This window comes from Epilithonimonas tenax DSM 16811 (assembly GCF_000428485.1).
In the GTDB taxonomy this organism is placed as follows: Bacteria; Bacteroidota; Bacteroidia; order Flavobacteriales; family Weeksellaceae; genus Epilithonimonas; species Epilithonimonas tenax.
In genome coordinates this window covers 61,315-76,635 of the sequence record NZ_AUAA01000012.1, presented here as the reverse complement: position 1 = coordinate 76,635, position 15,321 = coordinate 61,315, and the positions used below count along the sequence as shown (strand labels likewise).

Sequence of the window (15,321 nt, the reverse complement as noted above, 5' to 3'; positions counted from 1 at the left end):
AAGATCCTGAAGATTACTTCTTGATCACTTTTACAGAATTACTTTCTGTTTCTGAGTTTATCTTTAGGATATAAGTCCCGTTGACCAATTGGCTCATATCTAATGACGCTTTGCTGACATTATTAACATTGAACTTTTGAATCAGTTGCCCTGCTGCATTGTAAACTTCAACATCAGTGAGACTTGTATTCTTATGATTCTGAATCGTCACAAATCCTGAAGTAGGATTTGGGAACACCTGGATCCCGTTTTGTTTCTGAGCATCTTCTACAGCAAGCACACTGCAGTTGTAAACATAAATCTCATCCAGATACCAACCTTCGATACCGTTGCAGCCATCCGTTCCCATCTCAAATCTGAACTTGATATTGGAACCAGAACTAAGGTTCAGTTTTGATAGATCGATCACACTTTGTCCCCAGCTTCCGCCAAGAGAGCCACCGTCTGTGCCGGTAAAAGCACGTTGACCTTTCAAAGGATTATCATTGCTTGCTGTTCCATCCAAAGCACTGTTGTACGCATTTTGAGAGAATGCAGTTAAAGGAACCAATGTCCAAGCACCGCCATTTAAACTGTATTTGATATTTCCGCCATCCCAAGTGGACTCGGTTGCTACATAATGATTGAACGCCATTTCATATTTTCCACCCGTGAAAGCAGGAATTGTAATTTGTGGACTTTCTAATCTCAGAATCCCGTTTTGTAAACTTGTGGTACAGTTTCCGTTGATTGGGTCTGCTGCGAAAATTGCTTTCCCGGACCTGCCTTTTGGCAGATTGCCTTTTACGACCCAGTTTCTCTCTTCCCAAGAAGAGGCATTAGTCGGAAGATTTGTCACCATCCAGCTTCCTAAGCCATTTTCCCAATTTTCTTTGAACAAAGGATTGGAAGTAGCAGTTGCACAAAGATCCGGAACAGCTTTCAGAAGAGGTGTATAGTTACATTGTGTTGCAGGAGAAGATCTCAGCTGCATTGCTAAAATTCCATTTTTGATATTCTGAAGATCCGATGTCGTGAACATCTGACCAGATAATCCTGCTGCAGTTCCCGTAGTCGATAAGCCTTGAAGATTGATTCCTATCAGGTCGTTTGCTGCTGCTTCCAACGCGTCTGCAAAATTTGCAAAATCACTGCTTGCAGTCAAATATGTTGTTTGGGCTTTCCACCAAAGATGTGCTGCTTTTACAAAACCGAGACCAGTCATCGTATAACCATTATAAGTGCCGCCATCTACCAATAGTGCATACAGGTGATTGGGAACGCCAGAGTTGGAATGTACACCACCGCTATCCGTAGTTCCGCAGAAGTAGTTGGCCGTATCCAGAACCCTTCCCGGATCGCCATTACAGTTTGGATTCCACATATCACGAATGGCGCCGCCAAATGCTGTTGCATCTTCTCCTACTTTCCAACGTACTGATCCTGGAGAACACGCCGTGCTTGTTCTGACACCCAGGTTTTCACCTTCATCCTGGTAATTGTTTATAAGATCAATAGTTTCGCCCCAAACATCGGAGTAAGATTCATTAAGTGCACCGGATTGATATTGGTAGATCAAACCGCTGGTGTATTCTGTGTAAGCGTGTCCCCATTCGTGAGCAATCACATCATCAGTCGCTGTTCCATCGCAGTATCCTGCATAGCTTCCGTTCCATCGTGCATTAGGGCAGGAGATTGTAGGATCGTTATTTACAGTAGTCATGGAGTGGTCTGCCGCATCATAAGAAACGTAACCAAATGCATTCTTGAAGAAGTTGTAAACATGCTCGGAAGTGGTGACTTCATTTTGCTGCCAGATGCTCAGCGTTCCTGGAAACACATCGCCTTCTTTCCATTTTAGGTTGGCAGCGTTTGTATTGGTCTCGTATAATTTTCTGTCAATTGGATGAATTCCTGTAAACTGCTCCACCAATTCTCCCGTATGGGCATCAATGAAAAGGAATTCTCTCACATCAACTTTATTGGTTACTTCTACTTCGTAAGCCAGGTAAGATGTGACCACGCCTCCCTGAACTAAGTTTTTCGGAAAAATCAACAGGCTGCTTTTTGCAGTTTGCAAAGGCGCATTTGACTTATTAAGATCCTGCTTTGCGACCAGGCTCTTCGCAATATTTTGTGCTTCAGCTAAAGAAATATCAGGCGTAGAATTGACTTTGATATTGGATATCGCGTTTCCGTTGATGGAGCTCAGCTCTTCATTTGCATTAAAATGAAATTTCAGAATCCCATCATAAACCGGAAGACCTTGGTATTGCTGTCTGTAGATCACGTTCTTCAGTCCATAATTATCTGTTTTCTCCTCTACAAAAACCAGATCATGAACAGATGGAAGATTAAATGCTTTGAAATGGCTCGAAAGAAATTCTGAAGCTTTCGCTTTTGCACCGGCAGCCTTCAGTTGTGGACCATCAGTATCTCCGAAACGGATAAAATTGGGATTGGAAGTGCTACTACTGATCGTAATATTGGCTTTGGTTTCTTTTCTTAGCTTGGCCAGTTCTTTTGATTCCTGAGCATATCCGCAGAGATAGCCCAAAGCAAGAACCAGAGATAGAGTTTTCTTCATTTTTAAAATTTATTGATGACAAATATAAAAAAAATACCCCCTTCAACAGATAATATGTTAACAAAAATGAAAAAACAATGCTAATATAGAAAATGGCTTAAAAACTCAGACCCAATATATTCATCTGCAGCTGAGCCTTGGTATCTATGACAACGGTGATATATTTTTCTGATAACAAAAATTGTCCCGGTTTTAGATCCAATACAGTGCCCTGCAATCTGATACCTTTCACATATTCTTTGTTAAAATGCTCCACCATACTTTTCTTTGAAGAATTTTCGATATCAAGAAGTGGAATGCCGTAATCATTTTCTATCATTCTTCGGATCTTCCCTTCGAATAGAACCGTCAATGTTTTTTGGAAAAAATTCTTGGTTTTCAGATTAAAATCAGTGACTTTCAGTTTGATCTTGTGATTCACGGCATCGTAAAACGGTGTGCCTTTTATAAAAGCCGTACCGTTCACTTCGCCTGTCGTATGCGCTTCTATCACCATGTTTTCCTTTTCCTGATAGACTTTGATATCCGTGATCTTCACTTTCTGATCATCGCTACTCATTGCAAATTCTTTGTTGAGGAATTGCTGCTTGGCAATTCTCGTGGCTTCATTGAAACTGATATTTGCGGTTGTTTTTAAATTAAAAGCATTAGGAAGATTCGGATTTACTACAAAATTCGGGATCGTACTGACATCTCTTGTCGCCAAAGGCACTTGCCCGACATAAGTCTCGGAATAGAGATCGATCCCGATCGTCATTTTAATTTTATCCTGAAAAACCTGAAGTGGAGACATGTAAGTACTTTGAGGTGAAATTTTCAGCCAAGTATTATATTCCTCAGAAACATTGATGGGCTTTGAGAATTGGTTCCAGGCCATCACAAGATAAGGCTGAAGATTGAATTGCGATTTGATCTGCTGATCTATAATCACCGTGAATTTACGCTGTTGATCTTCCAATACATTTTCGATCAACGGTGCGATTGGAATTTTAATTTTCCCAAAGTCTAGAACAGGTTTCTGCTTCCAGGCAAATCCTGCGGTTGTGGTTTTGGTATTCAGTTTCCAATCAGATGCTGCAGAAATCGTGGTGATGAAATTCATGATCAGATTGAAATTCGTGTCTTTGTAAGCATAATATCCGAAAGTTCCGTAGCCTTTGTCTGCCCAGATTTTCAGAGGAACAGAGATCATCAAGCGATTTCCTGTCAAGGCTTTGATGGCGATGTTGCCTTGCTTTTCCACTTTCACTTTGAACTGGTCATTGTTATTATCTGTGTAAGATTGGTCTTCGTACAAAACACCTTTTACATTTTGATTAATCAAGCTATTAATCTCCGAAATTGGAAGCGAAACAGGTAAAGTGATATTAGATTTGATCTTTGGCAACGTGTAAACCGGATCTCCTGCCTGAGAAAATGCGATGAAACTTATTAGTAAAGCATATATTGAGATAAACTTTCGAATTGACTTCATAACTGTTCTAATGAGATTTAAAACGCAAAATTAATGGTTTTATTGATGCTAAAAGAAAAGAGAGCAGGGAAATCTTACTCTCTTTTTCGAAGTTTTTGTAATGATTCAAATTAAAAAAAAATCTTATAAGTCAGATGAATAGAACATTGGCAAAGACATCTAAAAACACACGTGCGATTTGCTAAAAACCGCCTTAACTATTAATGAAAACGTTCTTATCTTTTTAGCAAAACATTCTGCCAATTTTAAAGGCCGCCCCCCTGGAGCTTGATTGATAGCGATCGATTCTGCTCTAATAATAGGTCACCACTCTGTGCTTTCCCACTTTGAAATTTAGTATTAAAGCTTCGTCAAAATAATCGCAACACCACCACTTCTTGCCAAGTCAACTGACAAAACAGTTTTGCTGTCCACTTCTTTCTCCTCGATGATTACTGGATAAGGATTCGTTTCGTAATCCGCACCTTTTCCGTCACGGAAGATCTTCGCTTTGTATTTTATATTTGAATCTAAAAACTTCAGATCTAATTTAACAGTTCTTGCATCTTTGTTGGTAATGCTTCCCAGAAACCAATTATCAGTCATCTTGTCTCTTCTGGCAATCGTCACAAATTCTCCAATCTTCGCATCGGGAACTACCGTTTTGCTCCAATCTGTCGGGCAAGATGTGATGAATTCAAAAGCGGGATTGTTCTCATAATTCTCGATCATATCAGACGCCATTTGAAGCGGACTGTAGATGACAACCGACAATGCCAGCTGTTTCGCCAAAGTCGTATGAACTTTGGTGTTTGGCAATACAGGATTTGTGAAGTTGAAAGTTCCCGGCGTGAAGTCAATCGGACCAGCCAAACCTCTGGTAAATGGAATGATGGTCGTATGTTCCGGCGGATTACCTCCGTCTTTGGACCAAGCGTCCCATTCCTGACCGCGCACGCCTTCCTGCGTCATCAGATTTGGAAGTGTTCTCTGCAAACCTGTTGGCATAACGGGTTCGTGGTTATCGATCATAATTTTGTGCTTCGCCGCTTCCTCAACGACTTTTCTGTAATGGCGAACGCCGTATTGGCTGCTGTGTGGTTGTTTGCCGTCTAATTTTCCGCCAACGTAACCAGTTTTCACCACGTCTACACCGTATTTTTTGTAATAAGCAAAAGCATCGTTCATTTGGTGTTCGTAGTTGACTGTGTTTCCGGCAGTCTCGTGGTGACCGATCAATTTAACATTTTTGGATTTTGCATAATCTGTGATTTTCTTGATATCAAAATCTGCATATGGTTCTGCAAATTTAAAGTCTTTCCAGTCTTCCCAGCCTTTGTTCCAGCCTTCCACCAGAACACCTGAGAAGTTATGTTTTGCAGCAAAGTCTATATATCTTAAAACATTTTCAGTTTTTGCGCCGTGCTTTGGTCCGGCTTTCCAAGTGTAATTGTCCATGTGGATTGCCCACCAGATGCCAATGTATCTTCCAGGTTTGATCCAGGAAACGTCTCCAAGTTTGTTTGGTTCATTGAGATTTAGCATCAATCTTGAGAGCATTAAATTTCCAGCAGAATTGGCAATGATCATTGTTCGCCAAGGTGTGTTAAACGGTGCTTTAGCGAATACCTTCTCGCCCGTTGCCCAAGGTGTGAGATGACTTTGCAGCTTGGTTGAATTTCCAACTTTCGCAAGATTCATTGACGCATAATCGGTTAGATTTGCCTGATGAACGCTCAGGAATAATCCAGATTTGGTTTCCATCGTCAAAGGTGTTGCAACTGTATCTAGCTTTGAAATTGGATGGGGCTTGAACAAGCCTTCATAGAATTCTGTATTGTAAGGAATCGACCAGGTTTTGTGATCTTCCGGGAAATTGAACTCGGTTAATTCATCCATTATGACAAATTCCTTCAGATTTTTCTGTTCCGGAAATTCATATCGGAAGCCAAAGCCGTCATCAAACACTTTAAAATCAATGATAAATTCTCTTGCGAGCTTTGAATTGTCTTTGACCAAGACTTTCATTTCATTGTAATGGTTTCGCACCATGATCTCTTCGCCCCAAGGTTGTATCCAGGTTTCATCAAACTTAGAATGAGAAATATTCTTGACAGAAAGATTGTTCTTAAGCGAACCATCTTTCAATTCGAATCCTAGAAAAGATGGATTTAAGATCGATTTTCCTTCTTTGGAAACTTTGTAATAGATTCTGGAATTATCCATTCCCACTTCTAAAACTATCTTCCCATCTGGAGATTCCACTTTACAATTTTTGATTGTTTGTGCGGAAAATGTTGCGGAAAATCCAAACAAAAGGGCAAGCAGACACAAGCACCTGACCCGACATTTGTTAACTAACTTCATTCGTACTCATTTTAAAGGTTTATATATACTTACAAAAGTACACTATTGTAATTAACCTATAAAAAAACCATCTCTAAAAAGAGATGGTTTTATATTTAAAAACTTAGAATTCTTATTCTTCAGTTTTTTCTTCAGTAGAAGTCTCAGCAGCAGGTGATTCTTCAACTTTAGTTTCAACAGCTTCAACAGCAGCAGTTTCCTTTTTAGGAGCTGCAGTAGAACGTCTACTTCTTCTAGTTGTTTTCTTCTCTTCTGCGTTTGGATTGTAGATCTCGTTGAAATCTACCAACTCGATCATTGCCATATCGGCAGCATCACCAAGTCTGAAACCAGTTTTGATGATTCTTGTGTAACCACCATTTCTTTCAGCGATTTTAGGAGCTACAGTTCTGAACAATTCAGTAACAGCTTCTTTACTTTGTAGGTAAGAGAAAACTGTTCTTCTATTGTGCGTTGTATCTTCTTTAGCTTTTGTAAGGAGTGGTTCCACGTAAACTCTTAAAGCTTTCGCTTTAGCAACAGTAGTGTTGATTCTTTTATGTTCAATTAGTGAACAAGCCATATTAGCAAGCATTGCTTTTCTATGCGGGGCTGTTCTCCCTAAGTGATTTATTTTCTTTCCGTGTCTCATTGTAAGGATTATTTATCAGCGTCTAACTTATATTTTGCAACATCAAACCCGAAATTAAGTCCTTTTGAGTGAACCAATTCTTCAAGTTCTGTTAAAGATTTTTTACCAAAATTTCTGAATTTCATCAAATCAGATTTACTGAAAGAAACCAGTTCTCCAAGCGTTTCTACTTCAGCTGCTTTCAGACAGTTAAGGGCTCTTACAGAAAGATCCATATCCGCTAATTTTGACTTAAGAAGTTGTCTTGTGTGAAGGGTCTCTTCATCGTACTGGATAGAAGCTTTTACAGCTTCTGTCTCTAGTGTAATTCTCTCATCTGAGAACAACATAAAGTGATAGATCAAAATCTTAGAAGCTTCTGTTAAAGCATTCTGAGGGGTAATAGATCCGTCAGTTTCAATATCCAATACTAATTTTTCGTAATCTGTTTTTTGCTCTACACGGTAATTTTCTATACTATATTGCACTTTTTTGATAGGTGTAAAGATAGAGTCAATAGCAATAGTTCCAATAGGAGCATTGTTTGATTTGTTCTGATCAGACGGAACATATCCTCTTCCTTTTTCTACGTTGAAAGTGATTTCAAACGTCACGTCTTTAGCCAAAGTAGCGATAACCAAATCTGGATTAAGGATTTCAAAATTTACGATTGAATCACCTAGATCTCCAGCAGTTACGACTTCCTTCCCGGTGATTTTTGCAGTAATCTGCTCGCTTACGGGATTTTCAGTTTTTGCTTTAAGACGAAGTTGTTTTAGATTAAGAATGATTTCAGTAACATCTTCGATCACTCCTGGTATAGTTGAAAATTCGTGCTCTACGCCTTCTATTTTGATAGATGAAATAGCATATCCTTCCAGAGAAGATAATAAAACTCTTCTCAATGCATTACCGATTGTAAGCCCGAAACCTTGTTCAAGAGGTCTGAATTCAAATTGTCCTTTAAAATCAGTCGAGTTTAACAGGATTACTTTATCGGGTTTTATAAATGTTAAAATTGCCATAGTCTGGTTGAGCAAAAATTTGAAAAAATTATTATTTAGAGTATAATTCGACGATTAACTGTTCTTTGATGTCCTCAGGAATCTGAATTCTCTCAGGAGCAGTTGTGAAAGTACCAGTTTTTTTCTCGTCATTGAATTGTAACCACTCATAATTTGCTTTGTAAGCAAGAGCGTCAGCAATTACTCCAAGAGATTTTGATTTCTCTCTGATTGCAATTACATCACCAGCTTTAAGCAAATAAGAAGGGATATTTACTAACTCTCCGTTCACAGTGATGTGTCTGTGAGAAACCAGTTGTCTAGCAGCAGATCTTGTTTTAGCAAAACCTAATCTGAAAACGACGTTATCCAATCTTGATTCGCAAAGTTGCAATAGGACTTCTCCTGTTACACCTTTGCTTCTATGAGCTTTGTCAAAAAGATTAGCAAATTGTTTTTCAAGAATACCGTACGTGTACTTAGCTTTTTGCTTTTCCATCAACTGTACAGCATACTCAGATTTCTTTGCGCCTCTTCTTTTGTTACCATGTTGTCCTGGTGGTTGATTTTTTCTTTTCTCGAAGTTTTTATCATCTCCGAAAATTGCTTGACCAAATTTTCTAGCAATTTTTGTTTTAGGGCCAATATATCTTGCCATTGTTTTAGATTTGAGGTTAAAAGATTATACTCTTCTTCTTTTAGGTGGACGACATCCGTTGTGTGGCATAGGCGTCACGTCAACGATTTCGCTTACTTCAATCCCTGAATTGTGTAAAGTTCTGATTGCAGACTCTCTACCAGCACCTGGACCTTTTACAAACACCTTCACTCTTCTAAGACCCGCTTCGAAAGCGACCTGTGAACAGTTTTCTGCAGCCATTTGAGCTGCGAATGGAGTATTCTTTTTAGAACCTCTGAAACCCATTTTACCGGCAGAAGCCCAAGAGATAACTTCTCCTGCTTTATTTGTTAAAGAAATGATGATGTTATTGAAAGAAGCCTGAATATGCGCTTCACCAATAGCCTCAACTTTTACTTTTCTTTTTTTAACTACTTTAGTTTGTTTTGCCATAATTCCTAACGATTATTTACTTGCTTTTTTCTTGTTAGCAACTGTTTTTCTCTTTCCTTTACGGGTTCTAGAGTTGTTTTTCGTTCTCTGGCCTCTTAAAGGTAGTCCTAGTCTGTGACGTATTCCTCGTTGGCATCCAATGTCCATCAATCGCTTGATGTTCAATTGCACTTCAGAACGCAATTCTCCTTCAACTTTGATGTTGTCCAAGATATACCCTCTGATTGCTGCCAATTCATCGTCATTCCATTCGTTGACTTTCTTGTCTTCGCTGATTCCAGCGCTTTTCAAAATTTCTGAAGCTGTTCTTCTTCCTACACCATAGATGTAAGTAAGACCGATAACGCCTCTTTTGTTCTTTGGTAAATCAATACCTGAAATTCTCGCCATAATTTAATTTGGTTCTTAACCTTGTCTTTGTTTAAATTTAGGGTTCTTTTTGTTGATTACGAAAAGTACACCTTTTCTGCGTACAATCTTGCAATCAGCACTTCTTTTTTTGATAGATGCTCTAACCTTCATTTTGTTATTTTTAATATCTAAAAGTTATTCTCCCTTTAGTTAAGTCATAAGGAGAGAGTTCGAGTCTTACCTTGTCTCCAGGTAAGAGTTTAATATAATGCATTCTCATTTTACCAGAAATATGGGCAATCAATACGTGCCCATTTTCTAGCTCTACACGGAACTGCGCATTCGAAAGTGCTTCCGTGATGACGCCGTCTTGTTCTATATGTTTCTGTTTAGCCATTTATTTTATTAAAGGTTTGATGATCTTGATAATTTAGATTGCATCAACCCATCATAATGATGGTTCAGCAGATAGGTGTTAATTTGTTGAACAGTATCTAAGATAACTCCAACCATAATTAACAACGATGTTCCCCCAAAAAATAGGGCAAATCTATCTGTCTGAACAAACGCTCCGTGCACTACTGCCGGAAGGACTGCAAAGATAGATAAAAAAATTGCACCTGGCAAGGTTATCTTGGACAAAATATCATCCAGGTAATCTGCTGTTTCTTTTCCGGGTCTTACTTTCGGGATCAACCCACCATTACGCTTTAGATCATCAGCCATCTGATTTACAGGAATGGTAATTGCCGTATAGAAAAATGAGAAAATTATAATAAGTAATGCAAACAATACGTTGTACTGCCAGCTAAAAACATTTTTGAATCCTGCCAAAAACGTGTTAGATTCGTCTACTTTTGTAAGTAATCCAGGAACAAACATCAATGCTTGCGCAAAGATGATCGGCATTACACCCGCGGCGTTCACCTTCAATGGGATCCATTGTCTAGCGCCATCCATCAGATTTTTGCTTACACCTCCTCTTGCCTGAGCTCTACTTACATACTGGATTGGAATTTTTCTAACCGCAACCGATAATACAATTGCCAATAGAACCACCAATAACCAGAAAATAATTTCCACCAAAATCATGATGCTCCCAAAACCACCTTTACCATTCTGTGTGATCACTTCTTGATAAAAAGCTGTTGGAAGATCCGCAAGGATACCCACCATAATTAAAATAGAAATACCATTACCAATCCCTTTATCCGTAATTTTCTCTCCTAACCACATTGCAAATACAGAACCTGCAACCAGGATAATGATACTTGGTAACCAAAACATTATAGATGCTGGATCTATATAATATGCTGACTGGAATTGTGAATAAGGCAAGAAAAATTGCGTAACTGATGTCAAATAGGAAGGCGCCTGTACAAGACAAACCCCGATAGTTAACCATCGTGTGATCTGGTTCAAAGTGTTTCTTCCACTTTCTCCATCTTTTTGTAACTTCTGAAGATAAGGGATTGCCATACCCATCAGCTGTACAATAATAGATGCGGAGATATATGGCATAATTCCTAAAGCCATAATGGAAGCACGACTAAATGCTCCTCCTGTGAAAGAAGACAATAAACCCAAAAGGCCGGCACCTTGTTGGTTCCCGCCTTGGTTTTTGTAATGTTGTAGTAAGTTTCCTACTTCTGCCGTGTTGATTGCAGGAAGAGAAACGTACGATGCGAATCTATACACAAGGACCAACAAAAGCGTCAAGACAATTTTATCTCTAAGCTCCTTCAGGCTCCAAATGTTTTTAAGTGTTTGTATAAATTCTTTCATTAGTCAATAATTAAAGAGTCGTAATTGCTTTACCTCCTGCTTTGTTGATTGCCTCTTCAGCGGATTTAGTAAACTTATCAGCAGTGATAGAAATACCAGATTTCAAGTCACCTCTACCTAAGATTTTCACCAATTCGTTTTTAGATGCAAGACCGTTTTCTACCAATACGTCTCTCGTGATTTCACCAGTGATGTTTTTAGTATCGATCAAAGTTTGGATTGTATCAAGATTGATTGCTCTAAACTCTTTTCTATTAACGTTTTTGAAACCGAATTTTGGTAATCTTCTTTGCAAAGGCATCTGTCCACCTTCGAACCCGATTTTCTGAGAATAACCAGCTCTAGCTTTTTGACCTTTATGACCTTTTGTTGAAGTACCTCCGTATCCACTTCCCTGACCTCTACCAATTCTTTTTGTGCTGAATGTAGAACCAGTTGATGGTTTTAAATTATTTAAATTCATTGTTGTATTGAATATTTGAGATTAAAAGATTTGAGATATGAGATTAAAGAACAAGTCTCCAATCTCCGATCTCAGTATCTATTTCTATTTTTGAACTTCTAATAAGTGACTTACAGCAGCGATCATTCCAAGGATGGAAGGAGTTGCTTCGTGCTCTATTACTTGGTGAAGTTTTTTAAATCCTAAAGCTTCAAGCGTTCTCTTTTGGGTTTTAGATCTATTAATAGCGCTTCTAACTTGTTTTACTTTGATTGTTGCCATTATTATATTGATTAACCGTTAAACACTTTATCTAAAGAAACTCCTCTCATTCTTGCAATCTCTTCTGGTCTTCTGATGTCCAACAATGCATTGAAAGTAGCTTTCACAACATTGTGTGGGTTTGAAGAACCCTTAGATTTTGACAATACATCGTGTACACCTGCAGATTCTAGTACTGCACGTACGGCACCACCAGCGATAAGTCCTGTACCGTGAGACGCAGGTCTCAAGAAGATATCAGCACCACCGTATCTTGCAGAAGTCTGGTGAGGGATTGTATGGTTGATTACAGGAACTTTCACCAAGTTTTTCTTAGCATCTTCTACAGCTTTCGCGATTGCAGAAGCAACTTCTTTAGATTTACCTAGTCCGTAACCGATGATTCCGTCTTCGTTTCCTACAACCACGATTGCAGAAAATCCGAAAGCTCTACCACCTTTGGTCACTTTAGTTACTCTGTTAACATCAACCAGACGATCTTTTAATTCTAATCCTCCAGGTTTAACTCTTTCTATATTACTATCTACCATGTTTTCTGAATTTTTAAAATTAGAATTTAAGACCAGCTTCTCTAGCACCGTCAGCAAGAGCTTTCACTCTACCGTGGTACACGAATCCGTTTCTGTCAAATACAATATTCTCGATACCAGCCGCTTTTGCTTTTTCAGCAATTGCTTTACCTACTGCTGTAGATACTTCTGTTTTTGTACCCTTAGCGTCTACTCCTTTATCTCTAGAGGAAGCAGATACTAATGTTTTACCTTCTTTATCATCTACCAATTGTGCGTAGATTTCTTTATTACTTTTGAATACAGATAATCTTGGCAATGCAGCAGATCCTGAGATCTTACCTCTTACTCTTCTTTTGATTCTGTTTCTTTTCTCAACTTTTGTTAATGCCATTTTCTTAAATTTTATGCAGATTTACCGGCTTTTCTTCTAATGATTTCACCTACGAACCTAACACCTTTTCCTTTGTACGGCTCAGGCTTTCTGAAAGATCTGATCTTTGCAGCCACCATTCCAAGAAGTTGATTATCGTAAGAAGATAATGTAACGATCGGGTTTTTCCCTTTTTCAGTCAATGTTTCTAGTACCACTTCTTTTGGAAGTTCTAGAACGATACCGTGAGAAAATCCTAGGGCCAATTCTAATCTTTGACCGTTGTGAGATGCTCTGTATCCAACTCCTACCAATTCTAATTTCTTAGTAAATCCTGTAGTAGTACCAATAATCATATTGTTAACAAGCGCGCGGTACAAACCGTGAAGTGCCTTGTGTTCTTTTGAGTCAGAAGGTCGGCTGAACGTCAGTACGCCGTCTTCTTGTGTGAAGGTGATCCCTCCTGTAAGTTCCTGGATCAATTCGCCCTTTGGACCTTTAACTGTTACAACGTTATCTTTTTGAGAGATTGTAACACCAGCAGGAACTTCTATAATTGCTTTACCAATTCTTGACATTTTCCTTGTTTTAAAAAATTAATATACGTAGCAAATTACTTCACCTCCTACTTTCTCTTGTCTTGCTTTTTTATCTGTCATTACTCCTCTGGAAGTAGAGATAATAGCGACACCTAGACCATTAAGTACTCTTGGAAGTTCTGTAGAACCTTTGTACTGTCTTAGTCCTGGTCTAGAAGCTCTTTGGATAGACTTGATAGCCGGCTTGCTAGTTTGCTTGTCGTACTTAAGAGCGATTTTGATCGTTCCTTGAACCGCGCTTTCCTCGAACTTATAGTTCAAGATGTAACCTTGGTCAAAAAGAATTTTCGTAAGCTCTTTTTTGATTTTTGATGCAGGAATTTCCACCACTTTGTGGCCTGCGCTTTGTGCGTTCCTTACTCTAGTTAGGAAATCTGAAATTGGATCTGTTACCATTTCTTTGTTTTAAATTATTGGTTAATGACAATCAGTATTGAAAAGACTTGAAGATTAAAGACTTATATGGATCCGAATACTTCTTCGCCTGATCTCTTACCCTCAGTATCTAAACAACTTAATTGTCACTTTGATTTTCTTAATTTTATTTTATTCTAATAAACAAAGTCAAAAAGAATAATAGTCTCCCAGAGAACTAATCAATTTCTGAGCGGGTGCAAAAGTACAAAAAAAAATGATAGTATTTATTTTTTCTTTACCCTTAAGTTAATTCAATTTATCCTCTATTTATTAAAATACAGCTGACTTATAAAAATATAGAAGTCAGCTGTAAAAATTTTAATTGCTTACCAACTAGCTTTTTTAACGCCTGGGATAAGTCCGTTGTTTGCCATTTCTCTGAAAGTTACTCTGGAAAGTCCGAATGTTCTCATATATCCTCTTGGTCTTCCTGTCAATTTACATCTGTTGTGTAATCTTACAGGAGAAGCATTTTTAGGTAACTTCTGCAGTGCATCATAATCTCCAGCTTCTTTCAAAGCTTTTCTTTTTTCAGCATATTTCGCTACAGTAGCTTCTCTTTTGCGCTCACGCGCTTTCATTGATTCTTTAGCCATCTTAGTTCTTTTTGAACGGTAAACCGAAGTGAGTTAATAATGATTTAGCTTCTTTATCAGTGTTCGCAGTTGTAACGAAAGTGATGTCCATCCCTTGGATTTTTTTCACTTTGTCAATTACGATCTCTGGGAAGATAATTTGCTCAGTGATTCCTAAGTTGTAATTACCTCTTCCGTCGAAACCATCAGCTTTGATACCAGAAAAATCTCTAATTCTTGGTAGTGCAGAAGATGTCAATCTGTCTAAGAATTCATACATTTTATCAGCTCTAAGAGTTACTCTAGCTCCGATTGGCATTCCTTTTCTTAGTTTGAAAGCAGCCTCATCCTTTTTAGATAAAGTACCTACAGCTTTTTGTCCAGTGATTGCAGTCAATTCTTCTACAGCATAATCCACGATTTTTTTATCTTGAACAGCTGCACCCAATCCTTGGCTGACAACGATTTTTAATAATTTAGGAACCTGCATTACAGATTTGTACCCAAATTCTTCCATCATTGCAGGAACAATTGTGTCTTTATATTGTTGTTTTGGTCTTACTATATATTCCATCGTAAATTTTAATTATAAAGTTTCTCCAGTAGTTTTCGCTACTCTTACTTTTTTGTCTCCTTCTACTTTGGTTCCAGTCCTAGTAGCTTTCCCGTCTTTATCAACAAGTGCTACATTTGAAATGTGTAAAGAAGCTTCTTTTTCAACAATTCCACCTTGAGGGTTAGAAGCAGACGGCTTTACGTGTTTTTTCACGATGTTGATACCTGCAACGATTACTCTTGGATCTTTACCTTCTTTTCTGATTACTTCAAGAACTTCACCTTTGCTACCTTTATTTTTTCCAGTAGTTACCAGTACGTTGTCTCCTCTTTTTATTTTAACTTTTGTCATTTTTTCTAA

20 protein-coding genes are annotated in these 15,321 nt (G+C 38.3%); all 20 read right to left on the bottom strand.

The window, feature by feature from the left end; genetic code table 11:
• Positions 1–13 precede the first annotated feature (13 nt).
• Entirely contained in the window at positions 14–2,566 is a 2,553-nt protein-coding gene (locus tag F564_RS0108085; protein WP_028122190.1) for a M4 family metallopeptidase, read from the bottom strand.
• Between the two features lie 97 nt (positions 2,567–2,663).
• Complete coding sequence (locus F564_RS0108080; RefSeq protein WP_028122189.1) at positions 2,664–4,040, bottom strand: DUF4403 family protein; 1,377 nt, start codon at positions 4,038–4,040, stop codon at positions 2,664–2,666.
• A 339-nt stretch (positions 4,041–4,379) separates the two neighbouring features.
• Positions 4,380–6,284 (bottom strand): glycoside hydrolase family 97 protein, encoded by a 1,905-nt coding sequence (locus tag F564_RS18935; RefSeq protein ID WP_228373881.1) that lies wholly within the window; start codon positions 6,282–6,284, stop codon positions 4,380–4,382.
• Between the two features lie 214 nt (positions 6,285–6,498).
• A complete protein-coding gene (rplQ, locus tag F564_RS0108070) occupies positions 6,499–7,017 on the bottom strand; it encodes a 50S ribosomal protein L17 (protein ID WP_028122188.1) in 519 nt (172 codons plus the stop codon).
• A gap of 8 nt (positions 7,018–7,025) precedes the next feature.
• Positions 7,026–8,021: a DNA-directed RNA polymerase subunit alpha gene (locus tag F564_RS0108065; protein WP_028122187.1), complete on the bottom strand. Its 996-nt coding sequence runs from the start codon at positions 8,019–8,021 to the stop codon at positions 7,026–7,028.
• Between the two features lie 31 nt (positions 8,022–8,052).
• Positions 8,053–8,658, bottom strand: coding sequence for a 30S ribosomal protein S4 (rpsD, locus tag F564_RS0108060; protein ID WP_028122186.1), 606 nt, complete (start codon positions 8,656–8,658; stop codon positions 8,053–8,055).
• Positions 8,659–8,682: 24 nt separating this feature from the next.
• Positions 8,683–9,072, bottom strand: a complete 390-nt coding sequence (gene rpsK / locus F564_RS0108055) for a 30S ribosomal protein S11 (RefSeq protein WP_027383298.1) — start codon at positions 9,070–9,072, stop codon at positions 8,683–8,685.
• 12 nt (positions 9,073–9,084) lie between these two features.
• Positions 9,085–9,462, bottom strand: a complete 378-nt coding sequence (rpsM, locus tag F564_RS0108050) for a 30S ribosomal protein S13 (RefSeq protein WP_028122185.1) — start codon at positions 9,460–9,462, stop codon at positions 9,085–9,087.
• 15 nt (positions 9,463–9,477) lie between these two features.
• A complete protein-coding gene (gene rpmJ, locus F564_RS20195; protein ID WP_007839480.1) occupies positions 9,478–9,594 on the bottom strand; it encodes a 50S ribosomal protein L36 in 117 nt (38 codons plus the stop codon).
• A gap of 10 nt (positions 9,595–9,604) precedes the next feature.
• Entirely contained in the window at positions 9,605–9,820 is a 216-nt protein-coding gene (gene infA / locus F564_RS0108045; protein WP_027383300.1) for a translation initiation factor IF-1, read from the bottom strand.
• An 8-nt stretch (positions 9,821–9,828) separates the two neighbouring features.
• Positions 9,829–11,208 carry a preprotein translocase subunit SecY gene (gene secY / locus F564_RS0108040; RefSeq protein WP_028122184.1) on the bottom strand — a complete coding sequence of 460 codons (1,380 nt, stop codon included), beginning with the start codon at positions 11,206–11,208 and terminating at the stop codon, positions 9,829–9,831.
• A 10-nt stretch (positions 11,209–11,218) separates the two neighbouring features.
• Complete coding sequence (rplO, locus tag F564_RS0108035) at positions 11,219–11,671, bottom strand: 50S ribosomal protein L15 (RefSeq protein ID WP_028122183.1); 453 nt, start codon at positions 11,669–11,671, stop codon at positions 11,219–11,221.
• Positions 11,672–11,755: 84 nt separating this feature from the next.
• Positions 11,756–11,932 carry a 50S ribosomal protein L30 gene (rpmD, locus tag F564_RS0108030; protein WP_028122182.1) on the bottom strand — a complete coding sequence of 59 codons (177 nt, stop codon included), beginning with the start codon at positions 11,930–11,932 and terminating at the stop codon, positions 11,756–11,758.
• Between the two features lie 11 nt (positions 11,933–11,943).
• Positions 11,944–12,462 (bottom strand): 30S ribosomal protein S5, encoded by a 519-nt coding sequence (gene rpsE / locus F564_RS0108025; protein WP_028122181.1) that lies wholly within the window; start codon positions 12,460–12,462, stop codon positions 11,944–11,946.
• 19 nt (positions 12,463–12,481) lie between these two features.
• The gene (gene rplR / locus F564_RS0108020; protein WP_028122180.1) at positions 12,482–12,835 is read right to left on the bottom strand and encodes a 50S ribosomal protein L18; all 354 of its coding nucleotides are present in this window, start codon (positions 12,833–12,835) and stop codon (positions 12,482–12,484) included.
• A gap of 11 nt (positions 12,836–12,846) precedes the next feature.
• Positions 12,847–13,392 (bottom strand): 50S ribosomal protein L6, encoded by a 546-nt coding sequence (gene rplF / locus F564_RS0108015; RefSeq protein ID WP_028122179.1) that lies wholly within the window; start codon positions 13,390–13,392, stop codon positions 12,847–12,849.
• Positions 13,393–13,410: 18 nt separating this feature from the next.
• Entirely contained in the window at positions 13,411–13,809 is a 399-nt protein-coding gene (gene rpsH / locus F564_RS0108010) for a 30S ribosomal protein S8 (protein WP_028122178.1), read from the bottom strand.
• Between the two features lie 347 nt (positions 13,810–14,156).
• Positions 14,157–14,426: a 30S ribosomal protein S14 gene (gene rpsN / locus F564_RS0108005; protein ID WP_028122177.1), complete on the bottom strand. Its 270-nt coding sequence runs from the start codon at positions 14,424–14,426 to the stop codon at positions 14,157–14,159.
• A gap of 1 nt (position 14,427) precedes the next feature.
• Positions 14,428–14,979, bottom strand: coding sequence for a 50S ribosomal protein L5 (rplE, locus tag F564_RS0108000; RefSeq protein WP_028122176.1), 552 nt, complete (start codon positions 14,977–14,979; stop codon positions 14,428–14,430).
• 12 nt (positions 14,980–14,991) lie between these two features.
• Positions 14,992–15,312, bottom strand: a complete 321-nt coding sequence (gene rplX, locus F564_RS0107995) for a 50S ribosomal protein L24 (RefSeq protein ID WP_028122175.1) — start codon at positions 15,310–15,312, stop codon at positions 14,992–14,994.
• Between the last annotated feature and the right edge of the window lie 9 nt (positions 15,313–15,321).